This is a genomic window from Corynebacterium sp. LaCa54 (assembly GCF_046717495.1).
GTDB lineage: Bacteria > Actinomycetota > Actinomycetes > Mycobacteriales > Mycobacteriaceae > Corynebacterium > Corynebacterium kefirresidentii.
In genome coordinates, this window is sequence record NZ_CP177115.1 from 1,784,258 (window position 1) to 1,811,236 (window position 26,979).

The 26,979-nt window shown below is 59.1% G+C and carries 28 protein-coding genes and 1 pseudogene; 9 read left to right on the top strand and 20 right to left on the bottom strand.

All coding sequences use genetic code 11. The annotated features are described in order from the left end of the window. Positions 1–4 precede the first annotated feature (4 nt). The 3 genes from ACLI1M_RS08655 to ACLI1M_RS08665 form a co-directional block, all read right to left on the bottom strand. Positions 5–1,768, bottom strand: coding sequence for an FtsX-like permease family protein (locus ACLI1M_RS08655; protein ID WP_411706511.1), 1,764 nt, complete (start codon positions 1,766–1,768; stop codon positions 5–7). Next, complete coding sequence (locus ACLI1M_RS08660; protein ID WP_411706512.1) at positions 1,765–2,406, bottom strand: ABC transporter ATP-binding protein; 642 nt, start codon at positions 2,404–2,406, stop codon at positions 1,765–1,767. The genes ACLI1M_RS08655 and ACLI1M_RS08660 overlap by 4 nt, the downstream gene beginning before the upstream one ends. A gap of 133 nt (positions 2,407–2,539) precedes the next feature. Then, a complete protein-coding gene (locus ACLI1M_RS08665; RefSeq protein WP_239207872.1) occupies positions 2,540–3,127 on the bottom strand; it encodes a YdcF family protein in 588 nt (195 codons plus the stop codon). Positions 3,128–3,181: 54 nt separating this feature from the next. On the opposite strand from ACLI1M_RS08665, the pseudogene ACLI1M_RS08670 reads away from it, so the two are divergent. Further along, positions 3,182–5,205: pseudogene (locus tag ACLI1M_RS08670) on the top strand (TPM domain-containing protein). A 60-nt stretch (positions 5,206–5,265) separates the two neighbouring features. Here the strand turns inward: ACLI1M_RS08670 and ACLI1M_RS08675 are convergent. Genes ACLI1M_RS08675 through ACLI1M_RS08685 form a run of 3 tightly spaced genes read right to left on the bottom strand, consistent with a single transcriptional unit; the run spans position 5,266 to position 7,603 of the window. Beyond that, a complete protein-coding gene (locus ACLI1M_RS08675; RefSeq protein WP_200288794.1) occupies positions 5,266–5,712 on the bottom strand; it encodes a hypothetical protein in 447 nt (148 codons plus the stop codon). After that, positions 5,712–6,221 (bottom strand): hypothetical protein, encoded by a 510-nt coding sequence (locus tag ACLI1M_RS08680; protein WP_239207874.1) that lies wholly within the window; start codon positions 6,219–6,221, stop codon positions 5,712–5,714. The genes ACLI1M_RS08675 and ACLI1M_RS08680 overlap by 1 nt, the downstream gene beginning before the upstream one ends. A 2-nt stretch (positions 6,222–6,223) precedes the next feature. After that, positions 6,224–7,603, bottom strand: a complete 1,380-nt coding sequence (locus ACLI1M_RS08685; RefSeq protein ID WP_259825548.1) for a glycine--tRNA ligase — start codon at positions 7,601–7,603, stop codon at positions 6,224–6,226. A gap of 183 nt (positions 7,604–7,786) precedes the next feature. Here ACLI1M_RS08685 and ACLI1M_RS08690 point away from each other — a divergent pair, with 183 nt between their 5' ends. After that, entirely contained in the window at positions 7,787–8,077 is a 291-nt protein-coding gene (locus tag ACLI1M_RS08690) for an ArsR/SmtB family transcription factor (protein ID WP_200288791.1), read from the top strand. A 70-nt stretch (positions 8,078–8,147) separates the two neighbouring features. Then, entirely contained in the window at positions 8,148–8,567 is a 420-nt protein-coding gene (locus tag ACLI1M_RS08695) for a Fur family transcriptional regulator (RefSeq protein WP_049361563.1), read from the top strand. Positions 8,568–8,677: 110 nt separating this feature from the next. On the opposite strand, the gene ACLI1M_RS08700 is transcribed toward ACLI1M_RS08695, so the two are convergent. Continuing rightward, complete coding sequence (locus ACLI1M_RS08700; RefSeq protein WP_200288790.1) at positions 8,678–9,340, bottom strand: CPBP family intramembrane glutamic endopeptidase; 663 nt, start codon at positions 9,338–9,340, stop codon at positions 8,678–8,680. Between the two features lie 120 nt (positions 9,341–9,460). Between ACLI1M_RS08700 and ACLI1M_RS08705 the strand changes: the two genes are divergently transcribed. Beyond that, positions 9,461–9,928 (top strand): hypothetical protein, encoded by a 468-nt coding sequence (locus tag ACLI1M_RS08705; protein WP_234288167.1) that lies wholly within the window; start codon positions 9,461–9,463, stop codon positions 9,926–9,928. A 3-nt stretch (positions 9,929–9,931) separates the two neighbouring features. After that, positions 9,932–10,126, top strand: coding sequence for a helix-turn-helix transcriptional regulator (locus ACLI1M_RS08710; RefSeq protein ID WP_239205122.1), 195 nt, complete (start codon positions 9,932–9,934; stop codon positions 10,124–10,126). Between the two features lie 24 nt (positions 10,127–10,150). Here the strand turns inward: ACLI1M_RS08710 and ACLI1M_RS08715 are convergent, their stop codons facing one another. The 4 genes from ACLI1M_RS08715 to ACLI1M_RS08730 all read right to left on the bottom strand — a co-directional run bounded on the left by ACLI1M_RS08715 (position 10,151) and on the right by ACLI1M_RS08730 (position 13,006). Further along, positions 10,151–10,906 (bottom strand): isoprenyl transferase, encoded by a 756-nt coding sequence (locus tag ACLI1M_RS08715; protein WP_200288787.1) that lies wholly within the window; start codon positions 10,904–10,906, stop codon positions 10,151–10,153. A 10-nt stretch (positions 10,907–10,916) separates the two neighbouring features. Next, a complete protein-coding gene (gene recO, locus ACLI1M_RS08720; protein ID WP_049361567.1) occupies positions 10,917–11,633 on the bottom strand; it encodes a DNA repair protein RecO in 717 nt (238 codons plus the stop codon). A gap of 6 nt (positions 11,634–11,639) precedes the next feature. Then, positions 11,640–12,677, bottom strand: a complete 1,038-nt coding sequence (gene era / locus ACLI1M_RS08725; RefSeq protein WP_200288786.1) for a GTPase Era — start codon at positions 12,675–12,677, stop codon at positions 11,640–11,642. Between the two features lie 182 nt (positions 12,678–12,859). Next, positions 12,860–13,006 carry a hypothetical protein gene (locus ACLI1M_RS08730; protein WP_234288166.1) on the bottom strand — a complete coding sequence of 49 codons (147 nt, stop codon included), beginning with the start codon at positions 13,004–13,006 and terminating at the stop codon, positions 12,860–12,862. Here ACLI1M_RS08730 and ACLI1M_RS08735 point away from each other — a divergent pair. Then, positions 13,005–13,385 (top strand): hypothetical protein, encoded by a 381-nt coding sequence (locus tag ACLI1M_RS08735; RefSeq protein WP_200288785.1) that lies wholly within the window; start codon positions 13,005–13,007, stop codon positions 13,383–13,385. The two genes, ACLI1M_RS08730 and ACLI1M_RS08735, sit on opposite strands and share 2 nt — an antisense overlap. 84 nt (positions 13,386–13,469) lie before the next feature. Here the strand turns inward: ACLI1M_RS08735 and ACLI1M_RS08740 are convergent, their stop codons facing one another. The 8 genes from ACLI1M_RS08740 to hemW form a co-directional block, all read right to left on the bottom strand. Beyond that, the gene (locus tag ACLI1M_RS08740) at positions 13,470–14,486 is read right to left on the bottom strand and encodes a formamidase (RefSeq protein ID WP_200288784.1); all 1,017 of its coding nucleotides are present in this window, start codon (positions 14,484–14,486) and stop codon (positions 13,470–13,472) included. A gap of 276 nt (positions 14,487–14,762) precedes the next feature. Continuing rightward, positions 14,763–15,611, bottom strand: a complete 849-nt coding sequence (gene pdxY / locus ACLI1M_RS08745; RefSeq protein WP_200288783.1) for a pyridoxal kinase PdxY — start codon at positions 15,609–15,611, stop codon at positions 14,763–14,765. 51 nt (positions 15,612–15,662) lie between these two features. Further along, positions 15,663–16,280: an rRNA maturation RNase YbeY gene (gene ybeY, locus ACLI1M_RS08750; RefSeq protein WP_200288782.1), complete on the bottom strand. Its 618-nt coding sequence runs from the start codon at positions 16,278–16,280 to the stop codon at positions 15,663–15,665. Then, positions 16,277–17,257, bottom strand: a complete 981-nt coding sequence (locus ACLI1M_RS08755; RefSeq protein WP_411706513.1) for a PhoH family protein — start codon at positions 17,255–17,257, stop codon at positions 16,277–16,279. Before ACLI1M_RS08755 ends, ybeY begins: the two co-directional genes overlap by 4 nt. Positions 17,258–17,280: 23 nt before the next feature. After that, positions 17,281–18,042, bottom strand: a complete 762-nt coding sequence (locus tag ACLI1M_RS08760) for a 16S rRNA (uracil(1498)-N(3))-methyltransferase (RefSeq protein WP_200288780.1) — start codon at positions 18,040–18,042, stop codon at positions 17,281–17,283. After that, on the bottom strand, positions 18,042–19,193 hold the full coding sequence (dnaJ, locus tag ACLI1M_RS08765; protein ID WP_200288779.1) for a molecular chaperone DnaJ: 1,152 nt from the start codon (positions 19,191–19,193) through the stop codon (positions 18,042–18,044). The genes ACLI1M_RS08760 and dnaJ overlap by 1 nt, the downstream gene beginning before the upstream one ends. A 69-nt stretch (positions 19,194–19,262) precedes the next feature. After that, on the bottom strand, positions 19,263–20,312 hold the full coding sequence (hrcA, locus tag ACLI1M_RS08770) for a heat-inducible transcriptional repressor HrcA (RefSeq protein WP_200288778.1): 1,050 nt from the start codon (positions 20,310–20,312) through the stop codon (positions 19,263–19,265). A 59-nt stretch (positions 20,313–20,371) separates the two neighbouring features. Beyond that, on the bottom strand, positions 20,372–21,511 hold the full coding sequence (hemW, locus tag ACLI1M_RS08775; RefSeq protein WP_200288777.1) for a radical SAM family heme chaperone HemW: 1,140 nt from the start codon (positions 21,509–21,511) through the stop codon (positions 20,372–20,374). A 147-nt stretch (positions 21,512–21,658) separates the two neighbouring features. On the opposite strand from hemW, the gene ACLI1M_RS08780 reads away from it, so the two are divergent. The 3 genes from ACLI1M_RS08780 (at position 21,659) to ACLI1M_RS08790 (ending at position 25,203) form a co-directional block, all read left to right on the top strand. Then, positions 21,659–23,053, top strand: coding sequence for a hemolysin family protein (locus ACLI1M_RS08780; protein ID WP_239207877.1), 1,395 nt, complete (start codon positions 21,659–21,661; stop codon positions 23,051–23,053). After that, positions 23,053–24,111, top strand: a complete 1,059-nt coding sequence (locus ACLI1M_RS08785) for a CNNM domain-containing protein (RefSeq protein WP_284798752.1) — start codon at positions 23,053–23,055, stop codon at positions 24,109–24,111. Before ACLI1M_RS08780 ends, ACLI1M_RS08785 begins: the two co-directional genes overlap by 1 nt. Before the next feature lie 219 nt (positions 24,112–24,330). Beyond that, positions 24,331–25,203 (top strand): hypothetical protein, encoded by an 873-nt coding sequence (locus tag ACLI1M_RS08790; RefSeq protein ID WP_411706514.1) that lies wholly within the window; start codon positions 24,331–24,333, stop codon positions 25,201–25,203. 241 nt (positions 25,204–25,444) lie between these two features. Here ACLI1M_RS08790 and ACLI1M_RS08795 read toward each other — a convergent pair whose 3' ends face one another. After that, positions 25,445–26,956: a hypothetical protein gene (locus ACLI1M_RS08795; RefSeq protein ID WP_408918505.1), complete on the bottom strand. Its 1,512-nt coding sequence runs from the start codon at positions 26,954–26,956 to the stop codon at positions 25,445–25,447. Positions 26,957–26,979 lie beyond the last annotated feature (23 nt).

The following is a 26,979-nucleotide window of genomic DNA, read 5'->3' on the forward strand; positions in this document are numbered from 1 at the left end:
CCGCCTAGTTTTTAGCAGGCCGCGGGCCTTTCACAAAGTTGCTGCCCACCGCTGCCAGGCCCACAACCACCACCAAGAAAAGTATGAGTCCAAATGGGACATCCGGAAAGTGCAATACAAGTTTATGCGCTATATAAGAGTCCATATACGTGCTCAGTAGAGCAGCTGCTCCTAGCGACAAAGCCAACGCAAAAGCCGAAGGCAAACAATTGGCCAATTTCCTGTTTCTGTGCGCTTCTGCAACTGAGACGCCTTGTTCCCAAATGGTTTTAGTGAAGCGGATAAGCCGACCTTGTTGTGCTAAGGCCAGTCCGAAGATGAGAACTGCTCCCCCAACAATCACGTAGGCAAACAACGGAATAAATTCGCTTGTACCGGTACCGTTTGGACCGTAAAGCAACGTTGAAGGTAGGTTTTCTGCCCATTGCTGAGCGCCTACAACCTCCATCGCTTGGCTGTCGCTCAATTCCACTTGCTTCGAAAAAATGGCTACAGCATAACCTTCGTCTTGCCTTTCGCCCGTTCCCCAAGAAGGATCTGCTTCAGAATTAAAGGCTTTATCCCATGGCCGCATCCACGTTTGGTCAAACGGCGATCGGGGTTCCGTCTCAACTACCTCTCGGTCATTAACCAAGGAACTTACTGTTCCGTCCCGATCTTCTACCAGCGCAAAGACAGCGCCTTCTTCCATGGTGGAAGGTTGGAGCTCTTCCGAGTCTTGGTCAGCAGGCACCCAGCTAAGAACTCCTAGGCAATCTGCGGCGTGATCCTGACAAATGTTTTGGGCAGTGGATGTGCTGATAGTTTGTTCATCCTGCGGCGACCCTACATACACGTTCTTCACATTGTCAGCTAATTCTTCCCTTGCTGAGTAGAGTGCCGAATCATTCGCAATAAAAGGAATGATGGGAAACAAGATAAAAATACAAGAGACCCGCAATATGGTGGTGGCGATAAAAGATCGCGCATATCGGACTCCCAAAATCGGAGGAATCCATCCCCCAAACTTGAGGGAGAGGTATTCGGCGGAATATAAGACAACCGCGTAGACAAATACAGAGGCAGCACTCACCAAGAAGGGCACGCAGTAGACGAAAATCATCGGCCACCTACTAGACGGATCCGCCTGGGGCATCGCCACAAATCCCACCAGCAATACAACACTGGCCGCTATCCCTAGAGGATATCGAAGGAGTTCTGCAGCCCGCGGATTCCTTGGATTTGGTTCTATGCGAGCTGGGCCTTGGCTCAAATCTTCCAAAACTCTCGTCTCCTGTTGGAAAGGAACGAAACTCAGGAAAGCGATCGCGCACCATGAGATCACAGCGACGAGCAGCGGTGAAGGAAGTCCTTGTGGAAGATCAATGCCAAAACCCGAATATAGAACCAGGAAGATTGGCTTCATTAGCACTGGAACCAGAACTGCGCTAACTATTGAAAAGAAAAAATAAACTATAAGTAGCTCAAGAAATAACGCTCGCCGAATTCGTTTTAATGCTAACCCAAATAAACGAAGGGCCTCATAGTGGTGGCGCCTCCCCTCCACCACATGCCTTAAGCTGTATTTGAGTGCCAGAGTAAAGGGAATGATCGATACGAGAGCCGAATACATCAGCCCCATTGCCATAGATTCGGCTACTTTGTCCGCCGCTACAGTGCAGACTAACAGGCAGACAAAGAAGATGAGCACAAACGAGGTAGCTAGTAGCGGGATACTCTCCACAAATGTGCTTTTACGGATCTTCGCTTCCACAGCGCGAAAATTCATTGGTTTACCCCGATTTCCAAAACCTGATCACAAAACTGCGCTAAACGGTCATCGTGGGAAACTACCAAGGCGATTGCGTGGTTTCTTACAATGTAATTATGCAGATATCGCAACACTGAATATGCGTTGTCCTCATCCAATGCACTCGTCGGTTCGTCTGCGAAAACGAGTTGGGGCTTTTTAGACATTGCCGTTGCTATGGCCGCACGTTGGCGTTGTCCCCCTGAAAGCTCGTGCGGTAGAGAGGCTCCGTATTCACTCATATTGAGTTGAGCTAGCAAAGAGCTATTAGCGTCCGAGTCCGCAGTGGCTCCGCTTAGCCCTTGTGCGAAGGAAAGGTTTTCGTCGATTGTCAAACAGGGCACTACGCCGGAATCTTGAAACACTATTCCCATCGATTTAGCTCGAAGCCTATCTCTATTTCGAGCAGAAGAGCTCCATAAATCATGTCCGAAAATACTGACGGTTCCTGATGTTGGCTTCTGGAGTCCAGAGATAACGCGAAGCAGCGTGGATTTGCCGGACCCAGAGGCGCCTCGAATCCAAGTGAGGGTACCTGGCTCATGCACAGAGTCGATAGAGAATAGCGGGCTACTTTTCCTGCTTAGCTTTACAGACAGGTTCTCCAGTTTTAACACGCTTTCCTCCTGAGGCTTCGTAGCATTTCAGCGCTGACCAACATGGCTCGGTGTTATTTCCTGATGTAGTGGAAAAGAAACCCTTCTCCCCTAGAAATGCATCGGCAGCTTAAAAAATATCATGCGATGCTTCTTATCGCCGGGGAAAAGAATCCCTATCTTCCTGCTCAATCGTTTGATGCCGCAGCTTTTGATTCGGGCGCAGGAGCTGCTCCACGCGGTAGAACCCATTGCGCAGTGCGGCGGCACCGCGCGGCGGCAGCACTCCGGCTACCAGCGCGTAGGCCACGCCACCGGTTTCGTGGGCAAGATAGCGCCACCAGGGTGTGGAAAAGCGTGCGGCAGGGTAATACGGCGTGCCGGATACGGTGGCTTTTAGTCCTTCCTGGCGGGCGATGAGTGCGGTGCGCAGGCGGTGGAGGGGATCGGTGATGATGGTGGCGTCGGAAAGCGCGAAGGCTTCCTTGGCCGCTTTCAGGGAGCTGCGGGTATCTAGCCCCTGCTCCACCGCGTGGACGGTCAGGTGCGGGAAGTGCTCGCGCAGAAAGGTGCGGCCGACGCCGGCCTCAGTAAACCTATCGCCGGGGAGCTTGCCACCCACGGTAATGACTTCCAGCCCCTCGGCCGTGGCTAGCTCGCCGGCATGGCGCAGGCGTCCGGCAAGGATGCGGGAGGGCCGGCCGTCATATTGGGCAGTGCCTAAAACAATTACGTACTTCACTGCCCCATTACACTACCCGCCGAAGAGCTAAGTGGAGCCGGTAAAGTGGTGGGCATGAATTTGAGTGCACGTTTGGGCCGCGCGGCCATCGCCGCTTTCATTTTGGGCTGCACCTCCATCGGTGCGGGGTCTGCCTTCGCCGCAGAGACCACCACCGTGGCGCAAGGCACCGGTACGGCCACCCTCACGGAGAAGGTTACCGATGACGCGGGCGTTTTAAGCACCCAAGAAAAGGCCGAGCTGAGAGAAAAGATTGGCCAGCTACAAAAGGATGAGCACCGGGTCCTCTTTGTCTACATCACCAATAAGCTAGATGCGGATCCGGAAAGCTTTGCCGACCAAGTGGTCAAGGACAAGGGGAAAACTCTGCGGTGTATGTCCTGTCCGTCGATGACCGCAAAATGGGCGTGCAGACGGGCAAAGATTGGCCCAAGGGCCGGCTCGACCAGATGTATGACGCCGCCTATGACAAGCTGACCAGCGATGAGTACGGTGCTTCCGCCCTCGCGCTTGCCGACGCCGCCCTGGGCAACACCAGCAGCTCCAACTCTTCCGATTCTTCCGGCCTAGCGTGGCTGGGCGGTGGCGCGGCTGCCATCGTCGCCGCCGGTGGCGGCATCATGTACTACTCGCGCCGCAATACTAAGAAGAATAAGGCGCAAACACTCGAGTCGGCCCGCGAAATCGCCCCGGGCGATACCGATCAACTCAACCGCCTGCCGCTAGAGACCTTGGACCAGCTGGCGCAGGAAGAGTTGGTCTCGACCGATGAGTCCATTCGCCGCGGCAAGGAGGAGCTCAATATCGCGCTTTCGGAGTTTGGTCCGGAGCGCGTGCGCCCGTTTACCAAGGCAATGAATCACTCTACTTCTACCCTGCAAAAGGCTTTCCACCTACGCCAGCGACTCGATGATGCCGTTCCGGAGTCCCCGGCCGAACGGCGCCAGATGCTCGTGGACATCGTCTCTTCCTGTGGTCAGGCCGATGATGCCCTGGATGCGCAGGCCGCGGAATTTGCCCAGATGCGCGACCTACTTATCCACTCCGATGAGAAACTGGACGAGCTCACCCAGCGCACTGTGGGCCTGCGCGCCCGCCTACCGGAGGCCGAATCCACGTTGGCTCGGTTGAAGGGCAACTATGACGAGCACGTTTTGTCCTCCATTGCCGATAACCCGGAGCTTGCCGCCGCTTCGCTTGATGAAGCAGAAAAACTGCTAGAAAAGGCCCGCGGGGTCCAGACCCAGCCGGCCGGTCAGCAGGGCCCGCTGGTGGGGCTCATCCGCGATAGTGAACATGCCTGCGCGATGACGGATCGCCTAATTTCTGGCGTGGAAAACGCCGAGGAGAATATCGCCACCGCTCGCGGCAACCTCGAGTCCCTCATTGCCGAGGTCGAGGGCGAAATCGACGAGGCTCGCGAGCTCGAGCGCCAAGGCAAGGCGCAGGGAACCACGGCGGATTGGAACGCACTCGAGGAACTGCTCGGCCGCGCCGGCACCGCAGTCACTGAGGCCAAAGCCCACGGCCAGCAGGATCCGCTAGGCCAGCACACCGCACTTACTTCTATTGACACGCAGCTGGATGAGGCGCTTGACCGCGTGCGGGAAAAGACCTCCACCCACGCGCGCCAACTTGATCTCTTCCGCCAGCAGATTTCCGTGGCGGAATCTAATATCCAGGCTGCGGAGGACCTCATTTCCTCCCGCGGGCGCATCATCGGCTCGGGCGCACGCACCGCGCTTGCCGACGCCAAACGTCTCCACGCCCAAGCCCTCCACACCGAGCGCAGCGATATCCGCGCCGCGCTGCAGTCCTCCCGCGAAGCGGTAGCCGCAGCTCAGGCGGCGCTGCAGCGCGCCAAGGATGACATCGACGAACACCGTCGCCGCCAGCAGCGCCAGCAGATGGGCAACGCGGCCGGCAATATCGTCACCGGTATGGTCCTGGGCCAAATGCTCGGCGGCGGCCGCGGCTTTGGTGGCGGTTTCGGAGGCGGCGGCTTTGGTGGAGGCAGCTTTGGCGGCGGAGACTTCGGGGGCGGCGACGGAGGCGGCTTCCGCGGCGGCTCCTTCTAGCCGAGCAAAGGCCGCCCCGTCTCACTCTCCGTGGGCGGCGCCTTCGTTGATTGCGCCGGACTAGGTGCGCAGGGTGCGCGGGGTGGCGTCGAGAAGCGCACAGGCGTAGCTCAAGAATATGGCGTCGAGCTCCGGCAGCTCACCCACGCTCACCTGCAGTCCGTTTCCCGCCGGGGCGGTGCTGGCAACCTCGGCGCCCGAGCGGCGAGCTACGATGCGGCGCTCGCGGCGGAAAGGGTTGCGGCGTTCTAGCAGGTACTCGCGCTCCCCGCAGGCCGCACGCAGGCGGGTGATGGTAATCCCGGCCTGGGAGACCGAGAAATCCTCGCCCGCGCCCGCCGCGGTCTGCGCGCGCAAGAAGAAGCGCGGGGAGGAGTAATCCAGCGAAGATTCCAAGGTTAGGCGCTCGCCGGCCGCGGTGGCGAGCACACCGTCGCACACGGAAGCCAGTTGCTCCCCCGCGGCACTGCTGAGCGCACCCTCGCCCCAAGTCCACTGCACAGTCATTAGAAGATGAAAAGCGCGAGGATGGCAACGATGGAAGCGAGGACCAAGGTGATGATCCACGCCCAAGCCTTGCCTTGGGTATTGGCATCAAGGATGACGCGGGTAAACCAGCTCAAACCGGCAATTTCGGCGGTGGTGAGTCCTTCGGCTTCGTGCTCGAATTCGAGGATGGACTTGCGCACCCCAGAGTTGCGGGAGGAGAACTGGCCTACCTTGTCATCATCGACATCATCGATGATCCAGTCGCCGCTGTTTTCATTGATGAAGTGAAAAGTGCGGCCGTTGAGCGATGCCTCTAGGCGCTTATCGCGGCCGAGGCGGCCGGCGAGGCGGTAGATGGAGCCGTCGGCAAGCGTGGCAGAGGCGCCAAGGTCACTGACCTCGGTGCGCCAGAAGTGGCCGTCGACCTCCGCGGAATGCTCCGAGAATACGCCCAGCTGCTCCGGGCCGTCTTCGGCCAAGAGCACGGGTTTTGCGCGGTCAGAGCGATCCCAGCTGGTGTAATGCATCCCTAGCACCCAATCAGGCGGGAGGCGAGGTAAGCCTCGAGGTCATCGAGCTTCACGCGCTCCTGCTCCATGGTGTCGCGCTCGCGCACGGTCACGGCATCGTCTTCGAGGGTGTCGAAGTCGAAGGTGACGCAGAACGGGGTGCCAATCTCATCCTGGCGACGGTAGCGGCGGCCGATGGCACCGGAGACGTCAAAGTCCACGTTCCAATAAGCGCGCAGCTTATCGGCCAACTTGCGGGCAGGCTCAGAGAGCTCTTCCTTCTTGGAAAGCGGAAGCACGGCTACCTTGATGGGGGCCAGGCGGCGGTCCAGGCGCAGGACCACGCGCTTATCGGTACCACCCTTGGCGTTGGGAGCTTCTTCCTCGTCGTAGGCATCAACCAGGAAGGCCATCATGGAACGGCCCAATCCGGCGGCCGGCTCGATGACGTACGGGATCCAGCGCTCGTCATTGGCCTGGTCATAGTAGGACAGGTCCTCGCCCGAGCCCTTGGCGTGTACGGACAGGTCATAGTCGGTGCGGTTAGCCACGCCTTCCAGCTCGCCCCACTTGGAGCCCTTGAAGCCAAAGGCGTACTCCACGTCCACGGTGCGCTTGGAGTAGTGGGAGAGCTTTTCCTTCGGGTGCTCGTAAAGGCGCAGGTTTTCTTCCTTGATGCCCAGGTCCACGTACCAGTTATAGCGGTCATCGATCCAGTACTGGTGCCACTCTTCGTCCTCGCCTGGCTTAACGAAGAACTCCATCTCCATCTGCTCGAACTCGCGGGTGCGGAAGATGAAGTTACCTGGGGTAATTTCATTGCGGAAGGACTTGCCAATATTCGCAATGCCAAACGGCGGCTTCATGCGCGAGGAGGTCATCACGTTCTTGAAGTTAACGAAGATGCCCTGTGCGGTCTCCGGACGCAGGTAGTGCAGGCCCTGCTCATCATCGACTGGGCCAAGGAAGGTCTTGAGCAGGCCGGAGAAAGCCTTCGGTTCGGTCCAGTCACCCGGCTGGCCGGTTTCCGGGTCATTGATATCTGCCAGGCCGTTTTCTGGCTCGTGGCCGTGCTTTTCCTCGTAGGCCTCAATGAGGTCGTCGGCACGGTAGCGCTTACCGGTGTGGCGGGATTCCACCAGCGGGTCGGAGAATACTTCAACGTGACCGGAAGATACCCAGACCTGGCGTGGCTGGATGACGGAGGTATCGACACCCACGACGTCTGCGCGGGACTGGACCATGTGGCGCCACCACTGACGCTTGATGTTTTCCTTGAGCTCTACACCAAGAGGGCCGTAGTCCCACGCGGAGCGGGAACCGCCGTAAATTTCACCTGCCTGGTAGACCAAGCCGCGGCGCTTACACAGGTTTACAACGGTATCGATGACGGATGCCATAAGTTTTCGGACTCCTCTGGTAGGGGACAGTCTTGACAATCTCGTTCAGTCTAACCCTAAGCGCTTGCCGGCGGTGGATTAGGGCATGAATTTAATTTGAAATACATACGAGTTATTGAACACATCGGGTAATATAAGGGTGCCCGACAGGTAATAGGTATTTAATTGAAAGTGACATTCCCTATGACGACCACTGATACGGCGATTAATAGTTCTGCGGCCGCCGGCGTGATCGCTGCCCTCGATTCGCCCCTACGCATCGCCATCATCTCCCGCCTGGCCGAACGCGATCACTTTGTACACGAGATCGTCAAAGCCACCGGCAAGTCTCAGCCGCTCATTAGCCAGCACCTGCGCGTTCTCAAGCAAGCGGGCATTGTTGACTCCGAGCGCAGCGGGCGCGAGGTGACCTACTCACTCATTGCGCCGCAGGTATTGGACTTGCTTGCCGACGCCGCCAGGATCGCCTCCTAGCCCTCCCCTCCTTGCATATAAAGCCGCCTGACTATGCAGTTGTTGAAAAAGAATTGATAATATAAAGGTCATGGCTTTACACGACAGTATTCCCAAACTAGGAGCGCGCAATACCAAGCAGCGCACCGCAGTCGTCGAGGTGCTGCGGGATATGGAGAAATTCGCCTCCGCCAAGGAGATCTATCACGAACTTCAGGAGCGGGAGGAAAAGGTGGGTCTGACAACCGTGTACCGCACCCTGCAGTCCCTAACCGATATCGATGCAGTGGACGCGCTCCACATGCCCAATGGCGAAACCCTCTACCGCCATTGCGAGACCGACGCCCATCACCACCACTTGGTATGCACCAAGTGTGGCCGCACCGAGGAAATCGACGGCGGCCCCATTGAAAAGTGGGCGACCTCCGTGGCCAAGGAGTACGGCTTCGAGCTCACCGGCCACGATGCCGAGGTCTTTGGCATCTGCAGCAACTGCGCCGCTTCCGCCTAAGCATCCCCACTCCGCCTAGTGAAGCCGCTCCTCCCCTAGCCCCAGTCTCCACTCCGGAGCCTGGGGTTTTCTTGCGCGGCCCGACTGTGGCAGGGCCTTCCACGCCAAGACTATAGCGCCGAGACCGCAATCAACTGCACGACCACATTATTGACCAAGTGCACAATAAAGCCTGCGCGCAGCGAATTGTGGAAGCGGGTTACAAGCGCGCACCCCATTCCTAGAAACGTCGCATACACCATGACCGGCGGCGCAATATGGACGAGACCAAATAGCAAAGAGCTGAGGATCACGCTGGCAAACGCTGGGACGCTGCGATCTAGATACCCCATCAGCAGGCGGCGAAACACAATTTCTTCCACCAGCGGTGCCAGCAAAAGATAGGAGGCCAAAGAAACGACCACCATGACACCGCGTCCATCTGCTGCAGATGTACTTTCCGAGGGCGATAGCCCCAACAGCGGCCCCACAATCGCGGCAGCGACTCCCGCTACAAAAATGGCGAGAGGAACTTGCCACAATAAGTGCCAACCACGTCGACCTAAGGGAACAAAGCCGAGACTAATTCCCCGACGCTTGAGGTAATACACCAACGCAACAGTCGGCACTACCACTGAAATAACAAGTGCAGCAGGCAGAACTACACCGAGCCCACCCGTGGTCAAACCGGTCTTCAGCATGGCAAAAACTGTCACTACCAATAGGACATCCATTGAGATGATTGCCACTATTCCGATTAGTGCGTCTTTTAGCCTGATGTCGTCTTCTGCCATGCTTTTACCCTAAAAGGCCGTCAATCATCCTTAAGAATGAATTTACCCGGGACAGTAAAGCACCCTTTACAGTAAAGGATGCTTGACATATAGTGGGCGTCAAGCACGCTTTACAATCACTTGTTAGAAGAGGCTTCCTTGCAGACCACCCGCTTTGGCCGCCCCAAGTTTGGCGGCACCCAAACCAAGCTCATCACACTATCCGTTGCAGCAGGCGCGGGCCTTGCTGCAGCCGCCGGTGCCATCGTGGCCGCTTTCGTACACGATGATTCACCGCTACTAGCGTTTGCTGTGTACGCACTGTGCCTATTTCCTGTAGCTACGGCGGCTAGCTGGGGATTCATGGTGGATCGAGACACCATCCGTGGGGCAACACCCGATCCGGAAAATTCCATCGAATCCCATTGGTATTCGCAAGCCTCCGAAAACACCCTGCACGCCATGCTCTTTGGCATCGGCGGACTTGGCATCGCCTCCTCTTTTTGGGATTTCCACGTTTCGGGCACCCTGCTCACTATCATCTTGGGAGTCTTTGTGACCGGCACCTTTGGCATTAGCTACTTTGCCCACAAGCGGGCGGCAAGCTAAGCCATGGACAACCGGCTTAAAGAGATTCGCGAGAGCCAAGGTCTCTCCCAGCAGGGCTTAGCCACGGAGCTAGGCGTATCGCGCCAAACGGTCATCAGTATTGAAAAGGGGCGCTACGATCCTTCGCTCCCCCTCGCATTTCAGATCGCGCGCCACTTTTCCTGCCGAATCGAGGACATCTTTATCCCCGAGGTATAAAGCACACCACTTTGGTGCTGCGCGTTACTTCTTAACGCCACCGAAGCGGCGGTCGCGCCGCGCGTATTCCTCGATGGCGGCGAAGAGATCCTCCGGGGTGAAATCTGGGAAGAGCTTATCCTGGTAAATCATCTCCGCATAAGCCGACTGCCACAGTAGGAAGTTAGATGTGCGCTTCTCCCCGGACGGGCGCAGGAAGAGATCCACATCCGGCATGCCCGGATCATAGAGATGCTGCGCTATGGTTTCTTCCTTAATATCGCGCGGGTTGAGCTCGCCGGCTGCAACTTGCTTGGCGATGTCCCGGAAACCATCCACCAGCTCTGCCCTACCGCCGTAGTTCACGCACATGGCCAAGGTCATCTTGGTGTTATCCTTGGTCAGTTCCTGGGCAGCCTCGAGCTCCTTAATAACCGAGCGCCATAGGCGCGGGCGGCGCCCAGCCCACACCACGCGCACACCGCGCTCATTGAGCCACTCACGCTGGCGGCGCAGCACATCGCGGTTAAAGCCCATAAGGAAGCGGACCTCCTCGGGGCTGCGGCGCCAATTCTCCGTAGAGAAGGCATATGCCGAAAGATAAGGAACGCCGGCGGCCAGGCAGGCATCGACGACGTCAAGAAGCACGGCTTCGCCGCGCCTATGCCCCTCGGTGCGCTTCATGCCCTTCTCTTGGGCCCAGCGGCCATTGCCGTCCATAACCAGCGCAATATGGCGCGGCATGAACTCATCCGGGATATTCGGCGGGGTCAAAGTGCGGTTCGGGTCTGGCGTAATCACGGGCTATATTCTACTGCTCCATTACCTGCAATGCGGAAACATTGCGCTCCATGTGCCACTGCAGGTGCGCCCGCGCTAGGCGATGCCCCTCCTGCTTTTGCGCATTCGTGGGATTCGTCGGGTAGTTATGCGCTAAAAGCCACAGGTGATGCAGCGTTTCCGGATCCACCTCGGCTGCACCCGGCGGCCGGCATTCGTGGCACGCCGCCCCGCCGACTGCCGGGTGAAAGGCGTGGTGCGGGCCGGGCCGGTTGCACTGGGCACAGTTGAAAAGGCTCGGCGCCCAACCGGCATGCGCCATCGCCTGCAGCAAGAAGGCATCCAGAGTCATGGTTGGGTCCGCAGTTTGCAGCCGCTCCAAGGTCGCGGTGACGGATTCGTAGAGGTAGGGGTCATGGGCTGCGTCGGCAAAAGCCAGGCGCTCGGCTGACTCCAGCACCGCGCAGGCCGCCGTGTAACGCTCATAGTCCTCGATGAGGCGCGCGCCAAAGTAATCCACCGTATCCGCTTGGGAAATGGTGGCTAGGTTCTTGCCCACGTACAGCTGAACATCAAGGTTAACGAAGAGCTGCAGGCGCGAGCCAAAGCGCGACTTGGCACGGCGCACGCCCTTGGCCACCGCGCGCACGAGGCCGTGATCGCGGGTGAGTAGGACAATGACGCGATCGGCCTCACCAAAATCGTAGGTGCGGATGACCACTGCGCGGTCACGATAGTTCTCGCGCATAGTGGTTTAAAACCCGAGCCTACCCAGCGACTTCGGGTCAGACTGCCAATTTTTCAGCACTTTAATGCGCAAGTCTAGGTATACGTTCTGGCCCAGCAACTCGATGATCTCCTTGCGGGCATTGCCCACAATGCGGCGGAAGCGCAGGCCATCCTTGCCTTCGATAATGCGCTTTTGGCCAGGCCGCTCCAAATACAAAATGGCGTGGATATCCAGCACACCCTCACGGGTGCGCGATGGCAACATCTCATCCACCTGCACCGCCACCGAGTGCGGCAGCTCCGCCTTCAAGCCGGATAATGCAGCCTCACGAATGAGTTCCTCGATGCGCTTTTCCTGGCCTTCATCGGTGATGTGATCATCTGGGTAGAACTTCGGGCCTTCTGGCAGGTGATCCACGATGACCTGCACGAGCTCATCAAGCTGTACACCTTCCTTGGAGGACACCGGGATGACTACCGCATTCGGGTCATCTTGGGAAAGTAGCTCGTGCAGGGCCAAAAGCTGTGCGCCTACCTGGTCTTTGCTGGCTTTATCCAGTTTGGTGACGATGCCGATGATCGGCGTCTTCGGCGCAATGGAGCGCACGTTGTCCAGGATCCAGCGGTCACCCGGGCCAATCTTCTCATCGGCCGGGATGGTCAGGCCAATGACATCCACATCGGCGTAGGTATCCTTGACTACCTCATTGAGGCGCTCACCCAACAGGGTGCGCGGGCGGTGTAGGCCCGGCGTATCCACGACGATTACTTGGGCATCTTCGCGGTGTACCAAGCCACGGATGGTGTGGCGGGTGGTCTCCGGCTGGTCAGCCGTAATCGCAATCTTCTGACCTACCAGGGCATTGGTCAGCGTCGATTTACCGGTATTCGGGCGGCCGACAAAGGACACGAAGCCGGAACGGAATCCTTCCGGGGTGTCGGTGTACTGCGAATAGTCAAGCGGGGCGGCCGCATTCTCGGCGCCTTCCGGCACGGCATCATCGGGGTCTTCTGGAAGACCCTCGAATGCCGCATCAAACTGTGCATCAAAATCAGAACTCATTACCCGCAATAATAGCCCACAGAGCCAAAATCTCCGATTAGTTCACAGCCAATTTCTACCAGCGGTACAGAATAGGGCTAATCTATGGAGAAACCTCTTCTCCCCAGCACAAACCGTGCTGCCTCCCCGGAAAGGCTCCTCCATGCCCCGCACCTCTCCTGCGCTCATTTTGAGCGCTGCTCTTACCCTCTTCCTCTCCGCCTGCTCCTCCCCGATTCCGAGCCATCAGCAGAGACGAGCACTACCTCTGCGACGACCTCTTCTTCGTCCGCCACCAGCTCTTCGAGTACGGCCTCTTCTGCTGCTACCAGCAGCGGCGAAGAGAGCATGCCTGAAGAACCTGCAAATAGCGTTGCTGCAGAGCCAGAGACCCAGGCCGAGGCTGCAGCTGCGGAGCCAGAGTTGCTGTATTGCGATGACGGGCTAGGCGCGTTTGGCCATTTTTCCGATGGCTCTTGGCACCCAACTGAGCTCTGCAACACTCCAGAGCTACAAAGAGCTGTTCGGGCTGAAGAAGTCTGCGGTGGTCCAGGCGGACAATATAAGTACCCCGAAGAATGGGCCGAGCTGTGCAATGGAGGCCTTCCGCCTTCAGATTCGCTTAATGACTATGGCGACGTAGATGCCGGATACACACCAGAGTCTGACGCAGTGTTAGATACGCCAGCCGATGCCGATACAGGTGCGGTAGAAGGCGACGAGTATTAGCAGCAAAAAGACCGCACGCTGGACAACACCAAGGCCCTGCGCCCGTCGAAACGGGTGCAGGGCTTGCCGCTAAATTAGTGAAGCTTACTTAAACTCGTCCGGCAGCGGTCCAAGCTGCGGGCCGTCCGGGTAGTACTTCCAGCCGTCCTTGATGCGGACGTCGTCAGCCCACGGGAGCTTGTATTCGCCCTTGGCCAAGTCCTCGACCCAGGTGAGATAGTTTTCGGTCTTGCCGCCGGGGTAGCCAACGTAGCCGCGGTTACCCAGGTTGAAGATGTTGTTTTCAAGGCCCCAGTTGATGCGAGCCTTATCGGCCAATTCTGGGAAGATTTCGGCGGTGACGATTTCACCGGGGTTGCGGTGACCCTCAGAAATCATGTGGCCATCGTAGTTGCAGACGTTGCCCTCACCGAAGTAGTAGAAGGTGTTGTCATAGCCAGCCAGGTTCACCGAAGCAGTGAACATGAGGTTCTGGAAGGCATTGGTCTTATTGGTCATGATCCACTGATCCTGGGTCTGCGTGGAGTAGCCAGAAATGCGGATATAGACATTGGCGCCCTTATAAGCGGCCTCGCGTGCCAGCTCGGGGAACATGCCATCGTGGCAGATATTCACGGCGAGCTTGGAACCCTTGGGACCGTCACATACCGGCATACCCAAATCGCCTGGGTACCACGGTTCGATAGGAGTCCATGGCTGGAGCTTGCGGTAGTGCAGCGCAATTTCGCCATCGGAGTTGATGATGATGGCGGTATTAAATGGCGGCTTTCCTTCCTCATGGTTGGGCTCCATGATGGAGAAGACGCCCCAAACGTCATTTTCCTTACAAGCCTGCTTGAACTGATCTACCTTGGGATCATCGAGACCAATGAGGAATTCATCATAGGACCAAATCTTGGTGTTGAGACCGGAGGAAGAATATTCCGGGAAGACAATGAGATCGAGATCTGGGTAGCCCGCCTTGGTGGAGGCAACCATGCGGCAGATTTCATCCACGCTGGCTTGGACGTCCTCTGGGGTGTTAACCACGGGGACGGGGTACTGAATGAGTGCCATCAAAAGGCCGTCGGGAGAGGCGCTGATGCTTCCGGTACTAGACATGGTGAGCTCCTTCTACTTGATGAGAACGTGACTGCCGCCATATTAATAGGGCATGGTGCGCCATACCACTTTTAAGCAGGCGTGGGTGTCTCATATGAGAGACTCGGAAAGTAATACAAGGAGCAGATAAAGAAAGCCGAGCTGAGGCTGCATCCTCAGCTCGGCCAAATCAAGCTAGACCTAGCGTGGCATTACGCCGCAGTGCTGCGCTAGGCAACCTAACCTCTCACTGGATAGGGTCCGCAACAATGGGCTTTCCGTAGAGATTGCCCAGGCCTAAAGCTCCTCCGCGTGGAACTGCATGCGCGGGTGTGCGAATACATCCTGAGACTGGATGAGCTGAAGCTCAGCAGTCTCGGCCTCATAGGTGTTTTCCAGCAGGTCGTAGACAGAGGAGGCGGTGCGGCGCAAGGACTCCTTAACGTCGCTGGTCTCGGTGTAGTGGCCGGTAAACAAGGCGGCGGTGACATCGCCGGAGCCGTTACGCTTAAACGGCAATAGTGGCGTGGACACTAGGAAGGCGCGGTCGCCGTCAACGGCGAGCATCTCAATCTGGCCCTCTGGAGTTTCGGGACGCTTGACGGAGGTAACCAGAACGGTCTTTGGACCGATTTCCTGCGCCTTCTTCACCGCGGCGAGGGTCTGATCGAGGGTACCGACCTCGGAATCGGTGAGGTAGCCCAGCTCAAATTGGTTGGGGGTGATGATATCGGCAACGGGCACAACGCGGTCACGCAGCAGCGGCGGGATCTCATCGGAGACAAAGCAACCGGACTTAGCATTGCCCATTACAGGATCGCAGGCGTAAAGCGCCTTGGGGTTAGCGGCCTTAATGCGGCGGACGGTTTCCACGATGGCGTCGGCAATGTCGGCGCCGCCCTGGTAGCCAGACAGAATGGCGTCAATCTGTGGGAAGGCACCGCGCTTTTCAATGCCATCGATAATGGAGGTGACATCGCTGGCCGGAATCATCGGCCCGCCCCAGTCACCGTAGCCAGTGTGGTTGGAGAAATTCACCGTGTGGACCGGCCATACTTCATGGCCGGCGCGCTGCAGAGGAAAGACGGCCGCAGAGTTGCCAACGTGGCCGTAGGTGACGTGGGACTGGATGGAAAGGATAGTCATAGGTTTCCATTGTGCTATGCGGCGCACGCGCTCACAAAAGAAAGCGAAAAATTATTCTTCCGGGCGATCTTGTGGTTCTCCCACCGCAGGTATTCCCCCACCGGGAACCTGCTTGTCCAGGTTGGCGCGTTCGGCGGCATCGGGAAAAGCCTTCGGCCCGGAAGGCTTGGGCTGATAAGCCACGCCACGATCGGCCACATCGTCGTACCAATCCGCAAGCAGCTCGTTTTGGCGGCCGAACATTTCCTTTTCCTCGGCCGGAGTGGAGTGGTCATAGCCCAGCAGGTGCAGGCAGCCGTGGACCGTAAGCAGGGCAAGCTCGTGACCTAGGGAGTGCCCAGCGGCATCGGCCTGGCGCAATGCGAATTCGGGGCACAACACAATATCGCCCAACATGGCCGGGCCTGGATCGGCGGCATCCGGGCGGCCGCCACCAGCAATCGCACCGGGGGTGAGCTCATCCATGGGGAAGCTCATGACATCGGTAGGGCCTTCCAGGTCCATCCAGCGCACGTGGAGATCCTCGATGGTCTTCAAATCCACGCAGGTAATTGTGCACTCGGCATCGGGGTTGATGTCCATGGCGCCGAAGGCATAAGAAGCGACGTCAATCAGCATCTCCTCGTTGACGCCCTCGAAGCCGGATTCATTGAGAAACTCGATACTCATTCCATTCCCTCGTATTCTGCGGCTTTCTTATTATCAAAGGTCTCATAGGCATTGACGATGCGCCCGACCAGCTGGTGGCGCACCACGTCTTTCGCTCCCAAGTCCGCAAAGTGAATATCCTCCACGTTGCGCAGGATGCGGCGCACGATGCGCAGGCCGGAGACCTGGGCATGCGGGAGATCCACCTGGGAGACGTCGCCGGTGACCACGATCTTGGAGCCAAAGCCCAGGCGGGTGAGGAACATCTTCATCTGCGCGGGCGTGGTGTTTTGGGCCTCATCAAGGATGACAAACGCATCGTTCAATGTGCGGCCGCGCATATAGGCCAACGGAGCGACCTCGATGATGCCGGCCTCCATGAGCTTAGGGATCATCTCTGGATCGAGCATGTCCCGCAGGGCGTCGTATAGCGGGCGCAGGTACGGATCAATCTTGTCATTGAGCGTGCCCGGCAAAAAGCCCAGCTTCTCCCCTGCCTCTACAGCCGGGCGGGTGAGAATAATGCGCGAGACCTGCTTGGTTTGCAGAGCCTGCACCGCCTTGGCTACCGCGAGGTAGGTCTTGCCGGAACCGGCCGGGCCGATACCAAAGACCACCGTATTATCGTCGATGGCCTGCACGTATTCGGACTGGCCCACCGTCTTTGGGCGGACGGCCTTGCCACGGCGCTTGACGATGTCCGCCGCCAGCGCCGCCGAAACCGACTGCGGCGCCTCTACCGCCACCATGTCCATCGTGTGCTTGACCGTATCGGTGGATACGGCGTGGCCACGGCGGGCGATGGCTTCGAGCTCGTCAAGGATCTTCGCGGCGCGGGCCACCTCATAATCGGGACCGGTGATAGTAACGACATTGCCGCGGGCAAAAAGGTCCGCATCCAGGCGGTTATTGAGCACGCGCAAGTTATCGTCCGCGCTACCCAGCACGATGCTGACGTAGGCGGAATCTAGCTCACATTTCTTCGTGATGATAGGCACGTGCTTTAGGCTACCAGCGCCGGCTACCACCGCTGGGTGCGCATGCCGATTGCCGCCAGCGCCACCATTGCCGCGCTGGCTGTGCGCAGCACCTCCGGGCCGAGCTTGATAGGCGTGGCGCCGGCCTCCTTGAGGCGATCGAGCTCGGCGTCACCGATGCCGCCCTCGGGGCCGACGAGCAGAACGACATCGTCTGCGAGCGTGACATCCTTGATGGAGGCGGTGGCTTCTTCATGCAGGACAAGCACGGTGGGTGCAGCCGCCGCATCACCGGCGGCACGGTCGCGGCTGAGTTCTTGGACGAGCTGCGGGGTGGTCAGCGGGCCGCGCACCTGGGGGATGCGGGCGCGGCGGGATTGCTTGGCCGCAGAATCTGCGGCCGCCTGCCACTTGGCCACCGCTTTTGGTGCCTTCTTGCCGTCCCATTTGGCCACGCAGCGGTCTGCCTGCCAGGCGATAATCTCATCGGCGCCGGCTTGGGTGGCCAGATCCACGGCGAGCTCGGCACGCTCGGACTTCGGGATGGCCTGCACCACGGTCACCCGCGGGGTGGGCTCAGGCGTGGTGACGATGGACTCAACCATGCCCTCTAGGGAGTCCTTGCCCGTGGCGGCGGTGATGGTGAGGGTGAGGCGGATACCGGTGCCGTCGATAAGCTCGAGGCGCTCGCCCTCCCCCATGCGCTTGACCGTCACGGCGTGGCGGGCCTCCGGGCCAGAGAGGCTGAAGGCCTCGCCGGTGCGCGCGGCGGAAAGGTCCGGGTGGATGAAGACGGGGAGCGACATTAGCGGCGGAACTTATCGCGGATGCGGCTGAAGAAGGATTCCTCTTGACCGTCGCCGGTGGTGCGCACGCGCGCGCCCTCGTCGCGGGAGTTGCGAATCTTCTCCAGGGACTCGCGGGTCTTGCGGTCCAGGTCCTTTGGCACGACGACGTCCACGTGGGCAAAGAGGTTGCCAAAGCCATCGGTGCGCAGGCGCGGCATGCCGGCACCGTCGACCTTGATGGACTCACCCGGCTGGGTGCCCGGTTCGATATCGATCGTGAGCTCTTCGCCATTGAGCTGGTCGATGGTGAAGTTGGTGCCCAAGGCGGCGTCAATCATCGGCACGCGCACGGTGAGGTTCAAATCATCGGCGTTGCGCTGGAAGACGGGGTGCTCCTCCGTGTGGACCTCAACATAGAGGTCACCGGCTGGGCCGCCGCCGTGGCCGACCTCGCCCTGGGACGCCATGCGGATGCGCATGCCGTCGTTGATGCCGGCCGGGATATTAACGGTAATATCGCGACGCTTCTTCACGCGGCCGTCGCCGGCGCAGTGGTTGCATGGATCGGTGATGACCTCGCCAAAGCCCTGGCACTTCGGGCACGGGCGGGTGGTCATCACGTTGCCCAAGAAGCTGCGCTGCATCTCCTGGATTTCGCCCATGCCATTGCAATTATCGCAGGTAACCGGCTTGGACTTGGACTCAGAGCCGGTGCCGCCGCAGGTATCACACAGCACGGCGGTATCCACGGTGACCTTCTTCTTCAAGCCGGTATAGGCCTCTTCCAAGGTAATGCGAGTGCGCAGCAGGGCATCATTGCCCGGTTGGACGCGGGACTTCGGGCCGCGGGAGCCGCCAGCACCGCCGCCAAAGAACTCGGCGAAGATATCGCCCAGGCCGCCGCCACCGAAGCCGCCAAATCCACCCGCACCGGCGCCACCGCCGCCTTGTTCCATGGGGTCGCCGCCCATGTCCACGATCTGGCGCTTTTGCGGATCCAGTAGGACCTCCTGAGCCAGCGCGGCATCGCGGAACTTCTCAGCCGCGGTTTCATCATCCGGGTTTAGATCCGGGTGATACTTGCGGGCCATTTTGCGGTAGGCCTTCTTAATCTCCTGGTCAGTTGCGTTTTTATCAACACCGAGGATGCCGTAATAGTCACGAGCCACTGTAAGAGATATTCCTTCTAATTCGTCTTGTTGGGGTTAACTTGAAAAAATAATGCGCGGCCAGCTAGTTTACTCGCACTGCTCGCCGGCCAAAATTTCGCTCACATACCGTGCAACGGCAGAGACCTTAGAGATTGTTCCCGAGTAATCCATAAAGGTAGGCCCCACCACGCCAAGGCCGCCGAGCGTGGCCACCTCATCGCCGGTGCCGAGACCATAGCCCGTGGCCACAACGGAGGCTTGGCGCAACTGGTCTTCTTCGTTTTCCTCGCCGATGACCACGGAGACGTTGCCTAGATCCGGCACACGGGCAAGCAGCTTGAGGACGACGACCTGTTCTTCCAACGCCTCAATAATCTTGGGTAAACCTTCTGGGAACTCGCGGGCCACGCGCGTCAGGTTGGAGGCACCGGCCATAATCAGCCGGTCGGAGGGCTGCTCCACTAGGGTCTCGATGAGCGTGGTGGCCACCTTGAGCACATGGTGGCGGATATCCAAGGGAGCCTCGTCGACGAGGTGGGCAAGTTCCACGGAGGCGTCGCTAAGCGTCTTGCCTACCAGCGCACTATTGACGATGTCACGCAGGCGGAAGGTCTGATCCTGGTCAATGATTTCATCGAGCTCCACGTTGCGCTGGTCCACGCGGCCGTTATCGGTAATAAGCACCAGCAGCAGGCGCACTGGGGACAGCGCCACAACCTCGCAGTGCTTTACGCGCGAGACCTTAAGGTTGGGCAGCTGGACGACGGCCGCCTGCTTTGTCACCTGCGCCAATAGCTGCACCGAGCGACGCAGCACGTCTTCCAAGTCCACGCCGCCTTCCAAAAAACTGAGCATCGCGCGGCGCTCCGGGGTCGAAAGCGGCTTGACCTCATGGAGGGAGTCGACAAAATGGCGGTAGCCCTGCTGGGTGGGCACGCGGCCGGAGCTGGCGTGCTGTTGGGCGATAAGGCCCTGGGATTCCAGCACGGCCATATCATTGCGGATCGTGGCCGAAGAAACACCTAACTGGTAGCGCTCCAGCAGCGTTTTAGAACCGACCGGTTCTTGGGAGGCAATATAGTCCGCCACGATGGCGCGCAGGACTTCCTTGCGGCGGGCATCGGTTGAGGTAGACACTATGTCGCTCCTATTCGCTTGGCTCTTTCACGTGCTTTCGAGTGTAGACGGGACGAAGATTAGGTTTCTTCAGCGACGAGGAGATCGGTGATGATGCCATCGGCCAGCAAGCGGCCGGGCTTAGTGATGCGTACGCGTTCGCCGGCGCGCTCGAGCAGGCCGCGGCCTATGAAGCGCTCGAGGGCGGGAGTGGCATGGGTATCGATCCAAGCCTCCGGGATACCTTCGCGCAGGCGCAGGCCAAGCATAACCTTTTCCATGTGGCGGTCGGCCTCAGTGAGCGCTTCGGTTTCCTTAATGGGCAGCTCACCGCGGCCAAGGGCGTCGATATAGCGCGAGGGGTGCTTGACGTTAAAGAAACGCTCGTTGCCTAAGTGCGAGTGGGCGCCGGGGCCTGCGCCCCACCAATTGCCATCTACCCAGTAGATGCGGTTGTGCTCGCACTCGCCACCAGGCTTGGACCAATTGGAGACCTCGTACCACTCAAATCCTTCCGCTTCGAGGGTGGAAGAAATCATCTCGTAGCGCCGGGCCAGCACGTCCTCATCAGGGGCGGGCAAGATGCCTTTGTTGACCTTACGAGCCATGCGGGTGCCGTCTTCGACGATGAGCGAGTAAGCGCTGACGTGGTCCACGCCGGTCTCCAGCACGCGGTCTAGTGTTTCGCGCACATTGTCATCCGTTTCGGTGGGCGTGCCATAAATCATGTCCAGGTTGACGTGCTCGAAGCCGGCGGCGCGAGCCTCGCGAGCGGCGGCGAAGGCGCGTCCAGGGGTATGGGCGCGTTCTAGGACTTGGAGAACGCCGGGGGAAGCGGACTGCATGCCGAGGCTGATGCGGGTATAGCCGGCGTCGGCAAGCTGGGCGAAATACTCCGGTGAGGTGGACTCCGGGTTGGATTCGGTGGTGACCTCCGCTCCGGGCGCCAAGCCGAAGGTGGAGCGGACGGTGTTGAGGATCCGGGTCAGCCCCTGCCCGCCCAGCAAAGAAGGCGTGCCGCCGCCAATGAAGACGGTCTCGGCCGGGCGGCCTACGCGCGCGGCCGCCAACTCCAGCTCGCGGTCCAAGGCATCCAGATAAGGCCCGGTGAGATCGCGCGGGCTGCCGAGCTCTCCTGGGGTATAGGTGTTGAAATCGCAATACCCGCAACGAGTGGCACAGAAAGGAACGTGGATATACAGCCCGAAGGGTTCAGTCATGGATAAAACCCTAATAGGGCGGGAACAAAATGGCCGAAAGGGGGGTTAAGCATGTAGTATGTTTGCATCTTCCCAAGTAGAAAGGCACCCTCAGTGGAACCTCCCAGTCGATGTCCCTACCTCCTTCTAGGCGGTGGGGAGTAAATCATGTTATCGGCTATTTTGATGATCCTGGCCGGATTTGTAGTCATCGGCCTCATCATCGTCGCGAATGCATACTTCGTGGCCCAGGAATTTTCTTTTATGTCCGTGGACCGCACACAGCTGCGGTCCCAGGCTGCTGAGGGGGATAAGACGGCGCAGCGCGCGCTGGCTATTACCCAGCAGACCTCCTTCATGCTCTCCGGCGCGCAGCTCGGCATTACTATTACCGGCCTGCTCATCGGCTATGTGGCCGAGCCGCTCGTGGGCCAAGGACTGGGCGTCCTGCTCGGCGGCGTTGGTGTGCCGAGCGCAGTGTCTATTACCGTGGGCACCATCCTGGCGCTTTTCATCTCCACGATTGCAACCATGCTCTTCGCGGAGCTTTTCCCCAAGAACTACACCATCGCCGCCCCTATGAAGACGGCGCGCTGGCTGGCCTCCTCCACGCAGCTTTACCTGCGGCTATTCGGCTGGCTCATCCACTTCTTTGAGTACTCTTCCAATGCCATCCTCAAGGTTTTTGGCATTGAACCGGTAGAAGACGTGGACTCCTCCGCCACCGCCGATGACTTGGAATCCATCGTGGATTCCTCCCATGAGGCCGGCGATCTGGATGAGAATACTTATATGGTGCTCGACCGCCTGCTGGATTTCCCTGAGCACGACGTAGAGCATGCCATGATCCCGCGCTCCCGCGTGGACGTCATTGACCCGGACACCACCCTTGGTGAGGTTCGCGAGATGATGTCGTCCGATCACACCCGCTACCCCGTCATCGATGACGAACATAACCCGGTGGGCGTGGTGCATCTTATCGACGTCCTGGGAAGCGACCTTCCCGCCGCCACCAAGGCCACCAGCATCATGCAGGAACCCGTCGTGGTTCCTGAGCTGATGCCGCTGCCGGATGTGGTAGAGGAGCTGCGCGATAGCGACCAGAAGATGGCCTGTGTTATCGATGAATACGGTGGCTTTGTGGGCATCGTGACCATGGAGGACTTGGCCGAGGAAATCTTGGGTGATGTCACCGATGAGCACGATATCGAAGAAACCGAGGAAATCACGGAGCAGGACGATTCCCACTGGGTGGTAGATGGCGATACGCCCATTGATGAAATCGAGCGGGCCATCGGCCACGACCTGCCTGAGGGCGACTTCGAAACCGTCGCTGGCCTCGTCATCGCCCACTCCGGCGCGTTGCCAGAGGTCGGTGAGGAACACGCCATTCAGCTCGAGGCCGAGCCCGATGATTGGGTGGACCACGATGAGGCGCCCGTGCGCTCTATCCGCCTGCGCGTGCAAGAGGTGGACCGCCACGTGCCCTCCGTCCTTGCCATCGAGCTGGTGGAGGATTACCCCGACCAGTCCGATGATGACGACGAGAAGGAGGATGCATAATGACCGAATCTTGGTGGTTTAACCTCCTCGTTACCCTACTTATCATCGCCGCTTCCGGCTTCTTTGTGATTATCGAGTTCTCCTTGATGGGCGCTCGCCGTCACCGTTTGGAAGAGTATGCGGAAAATTCCCGTACTGCCCGGGCCGGCCTGCGCTCGCTCAATGAACTGACCATCATGCTTGCCGGCGCGCAGCTGGGCATTACCGCCGCTACCTTCGTGCTGGGTGCCGTGACCAAACCGTGGGTCCACCACCTGCTCATGGCCCCGCTCGAAGCTGCAGGCCTACCACTGGGCATTGCCGATGTCGCTAGCTTTATCCTCGCCCTCTTCATCGTCACCTTCCTTCACTTAGTGCTGGGTGAGATGGCGCCGAAATCTTGGGCGATCGCCCACCCAGAAACCGCACTGCAGGTCATCGCGGTACCCGCGCGCGGCTTCGTGTGGATCTTCCGCCCGCTGCTGAAATGGATCAATGTCATGGCCAATAAGCTCGTGGCCATAGCTGGCGAAGAGCCCGTCGATCGTGCCGGTGCAGCCGGCTACGACGCCGAGACCCTGCGTACCTTGGTCGAGCATTCCCGCGAAACCGGCGCATTGGATGATGACTCCGCCAACCAGATTTCCGATGTCATCGAGTTGGAAAACTCCACCGTTGGCGCCATGGCCCGCGCCCATGGCTCCGAGGTAGTGCCCCTGCCTTCCGACGCCACCGTGGACGATCTCCAGGACCTCGTCGTGCGCAAGAACATCATGCGCGTACTGGTCTTTCCTAAGGACTCCCGCGTTCCCCGCGTAGTCCACGTGCGCGATACCTTGCTGGCAGCTCCGGAGACCCCGGTCCTCGAGTTCTCCCGCCCTGCCCTGTCCGTGTCTTCTTCTACTACCGTGCAAAAGACCTTGGACCATATGCGGGCCCGCAACGAGCAGCTCGTCATGGTGGGTAAGGCCGATAAGGACAATGCCGTGTGGATCCTTACCTGGGATGACATCATGGGCCAGCTGTGGCCGCAGATTACCGAGCAGCTAGACAAGGTCACCCCTCCCCCGGCCGTCTAAGTCCCGCTCGTCCCCGCCCGCGCCCGCCCCTTTTTGCCGGCGCGGGCTTTCCTATTTCCCGCCCTCGCGCAAGTGCAGCCTCTCCACCTTGTGGACAAGTTCGCCCCTGCTTACCCCAGCAGCCACTTTGAGCACTTGACCATCTCAGCCTCCTCGTTATCCACAAGCCCGGCCGTTACTTCCTCGCGCCGGCCAGAAGCGTGTCCTTTGCTTAAAGGCATGACAACACCACTGACCAATATCGATTCCATCCGCGCTAACCACCCCACCTTTTGGGCCGACCTGAAAAACGGCACCTACCTTAAGCTCGCACCGCGCATCGCTGTCCGGCGCGATCACTATCATTGCCTCGATTTCCCGTCCCAACTGCGCCTGCGCGCCATCGCCGCCGCTCGCAGCGCCTATACCGCAGTACTCATCTCCAAATCCGCCGCCCGAGTACATGGCCTGTGGGTCATCGCCACGGCCGAGGAACAGATTGAGATGGCACTTCCCACCAATACGCTCCCCCACAAAGACCGCCGCCGCCCCGAGCGCATCTACCGCAAGGCTTCCCTGCCTGAACCTGTCCTCGTGGACGGCACCCGCTGTGTTTCCAAAGCCCGCACGGTTATCGATATCGCCCGCTACCACGGCTTTCGCGATGGCCTCATCGCCGCCGACTCGGCACTACGCGCCGGAGTAAGCCGGGAAGAACTCACTCAAGAATTCGCCCGCATGGGAAGAGTACGCAATAGCCGCATCGTCCGCGCTGTGATCCACCATGCCTCTGAGCTTTCCCGTTCTCCATATGAGTCCTTTGCCCGCGCCCTTATCATTGAGGCTGATTTCCCGTGGCCTATTTTCTTCAAAGCACAGTTCAAAGCTCTTCCCGACATCACGACCGCTCTGTGTATCAACAACGCCTATCTCGTTGACATCGTCTCTGCGAAGGCGCTGCCCCACCTACGCGAGCGTCACCAGCTCCTACGAAAGGCGGGATTCACCGTCCTTTGTTATTCCCCGAGACAGCTCGTCGACCACCCCGACCGTTTTCTGTCCGACCTTACCGCCACCGTCTCCGCTGGGCAGAAGGCCGCCCGTTCCGCTTAAGTCCGCGGTTTCTACCTGCCGCCACATCTGACTTCCTCTCCCCTATCTTTCCCTCCCCTGCCATTCGCGCTCACCGGCAGCACTTTCGCGACGAAATCTGCCGCGCCGGTGAGCGCGAAGGGAGGGTGTGAGAATATTTCTCGGGATGCGACGCAACAGTGACTACAAATCGAAAGAGCCTCCCCGAGAACATGCTCGTGGAGGCTTTACCGATTCCAGCTAAAGACCTAAGAGAATGGTCTTACTGGTTGATGCGCCATGGGACGCTGTTCTTCGGCAGCATGCCATGGGTGTAGAGGTAGTCAACGGCAGACAGAATGCCCAGTACCGTGCCGCCACCTACCAGGGCTGCAAGGAAGGAGAAGCCGGCCACGGAAGATAGGTCCGCGTCCTTGCCATCCTTGCCGTTGATACCGTCGCGACCATCGCGTCCGTCACGGCCGTCGCGACCGTCGCGGCCGTCCTTGCCGTCCTGGCCATCTTCACCGTCGCGGCCGTCCTTGCCATCGCGACCGTCGCGGCCGTTCTCGCCGTCCTGGCCATCGCGACCGTCGCGGCCGTTCTCGCCGTCCTTACCATCGCGACCGTCGCGACCGTCGCGACCGTCGCGGCCGTCGCGGCCGTCCTGGCCATCTACGCCATCCTGGCCATCCTTGCCGGGAACAACGACAGCCTCGCTGGTAGAAGGCTCGGTGGACTCCTCAGGAGTGGTTTCCTCGGAGGAAGGTTCCTCGGAAGGATCGACCTCAGCAGGCTGATCCTTGGTCTTCTTGCCGTTGAGCATATCGGAGCACAGCTGGCCGGCCGGAGCGTTGACGGCTGCCAGGTCGGAGGCCGCCGTAGAGATATTGTTCAGGGAGTCTTCGATGCTCTTCTGCTGATCCTTGCTCAGCTTCAGGTCGCCAGCGACGTTCGCACCTGGAACCAAGCCAGCGATGGTAACGGCTGCATTAAAGAGCTTCAAGATAACCTTGGTTCCCTTGCCAAAGGTACCGTCTGCGAACTTGAGCAGGCCGGATACGGTCTTCTTTGCGGCATCCGGGTTATTCATATCAACATCGGCATCGGCATTATCGATACGTCCGATGGCCATGCCCTGGGCACGGGAAAGGTCCCAGGTAACGGTCTTGTCCTTCTCGCCTTCCTTGACCAGCTTGGCAATGCCATCCCAGGTCTTACCGGAAATCTTATCGATGAAATCGGCCGGAACCAGGTCACCGACTACCGGAATGATTTCCCAGACGGTCTTGATAATCTTCTCGCCGCCATCGTAGAACGCCTTAGCTAGGGCAAGCTTGAGGTCGAGCAGGTTGCCTTCCTTTTCAGGGGCATCAGTCACCTCACAGACCAGCTGGTCCTTCTTTTCGTCTTTAACCACCTTGACGTTCACGTCGTCATTGGAGGCCTCGGTCTGTGCGAGCTCATCAAGAGAGGTCGGCTTTGCAGGCTTCTCGGGGGCCGGAGTCTCGGTGGCTTCCTCAGCACCATCTACAGCATATGGGGTGATGGAATCGGCGGCATCGTCTTCCGCGTCGAGTTCTTTCATCGCCTTATCACCGGCGTTGTTTTCCTCGAGCAGGTTGCCTTCTTCATCGAATTCGATGCCATTGAGGCTTACGGTATCGTCGGTGGTCTTTTCTTCGACGAAGGTAGTGTCCTCGGCAGCGACGGCGGTAGGAACAACGGTAATGGAAGAGAAGGTGGCTACGGCCACTGCGCTGGCAATGAGGCGAGAAGTTCGGCGTGCGCCCATGGTTTGACTCCCTGTAGATATGG

Coding starts and splice junctions, on each gene's coding strand:
- ACLI1M_RS08655 (WP_411706511.1), bottom strand. CDS start 1,768: ATGAATTTTCGCGCTGTGGAAGCGAAGATCCGTAAAAGCACATTTGTG.
- ACLI1M_RS08675 (WP_200288794.1), bottom strand. CDS start 5,712: ATGACTGTGCAGTGGACTTGGGGCGAGGGTGCGCTCAGCAGTGCCGCG.
- ACLI1M_RS08680 (WP_239207874.1), bottom strand. CDS start 6,221: ATGCATTACACCAGCTGGGATCGCTCTGACCGCGCAAAACCCGTGCTC.
- ACLI1M_RS08685 (WP_259825548.1), bottom strand. CDS start 7,603: ATGGCATCCGTCATCGATACCGTTGTAAACCTGTGTAAGCGCCGCGGC.
- ACLI1M_RS08690 (WP_200288791.1), top strand. CDS start 7,787: ATGACGACCACTGATACGGCGATTAATAGTTCTGCGGCCGCCGGCGTG.
- ACLI1M_RS08695 (WP_049361563.1), top strand. CDS start 8,148: ATGGCTTTACACGACAGTATTCCCAAACTAGGAGCGCGCAATACCAAG.
- ACLI1M_RS08700 (WP_200288790.1), bottom strand. CDS start 9,340: ATGGCAGAAGACGACATCAGGCTAAAAGACGCACTAATCGGAATAGTG.
- ACLI1M_RS08710 (WP_239205122.1), top strand. CDS start 9,932: ATGGACAACCGGCTTAAAGAGATTCGCGAGAGCCAAGGTCTCTCCCAG.
- recO (WP_049361567.1), bottom strand. CDS start 11,633: ATGCGCGAGAACTATCGTGACCGCGCAGTGGTCATCCGCACCTACGAT.
- era (WP_200288786.1), bottom strand. CDS start 12,677: ATGAGTTCTGATTTTGATGCACAGTTTGATGCGGCATTCGAGGGTCTT.
- ACLI1M_RS08735 (WP_200288785.1), top strand. CDS start 13,005: ATGCCTGAAGAACCTGCAAATAGCGTTGCTGCAGAGCCAGAGACCCAG.
- ACLI1M_RS08730 (WP_234288166.1), bottom strand. CDS start 13,006: ATGCTCTCTTCGCCGCTGCTGGTAGCAGCAGAAGAGGCCGTACTCGAA.
- ACLI1M_RS08740 (WP_200288784.1), bottom strand. CDS start 14,486: ATGTCTAGTACCGGAAGCATCAGCGCCTCTCCCGACGGCCTTTTGATG.
- pdxY (WP_200288783.1), bottom strand. CDS start 15,611: ATGACTATCCTTTCCATCCAGTCCCACGTCACCTACGGCCACGTTGGC.
- ybeY (WP_200288782.1), bottom strand. CDS start 16,280: ATGAGTATCGAGTTTCTCAATGAATCCGGCTTCGAGGGCGTCAACGAG.
- ACLI1M_RS08760 (WP_200288780.1), bottom strand. CDS start 18,042: ATGTCGCTCCCCGTCTTCATCCACCCGGACCTTTCCGCCGCGCGCACC.
- hemW (WP_200288777.1), bottom strand. CDS start 21,511: ATGACTGAACCCTTCGGGCTGTATATCCACGTTCCTTTCTGTGCCACT.
- ACLI1M_RS08780 (WP_239207877.1), top strand. CDS start 21,659: ATGTTATCGGCTATTTTGATGATCCTGGCCGGATTTGTAGTCATCGGC.
- ACLI1M_RS08785 (WP_284798752.1), top strand. CDS start 23,053: ATGACCGAATCTTGGTGGTTTAACCTCCTCGTTACCCTACTTATCATC.
- ACLI1M_RS08790 (WP_411706514.1), top strand. CDS start 24,331: ATGACAACACCACTGACCAATATCGATTCCATCCGCGCTAACCACCCC.
- ACLI1M_RS08795 (WP_408918505.1), bottom strand. CDS start 26,956: ATGGGCGCACGCCGAACTTCTCGCCTCATTGCCAGCGCAGTGGCCGTA.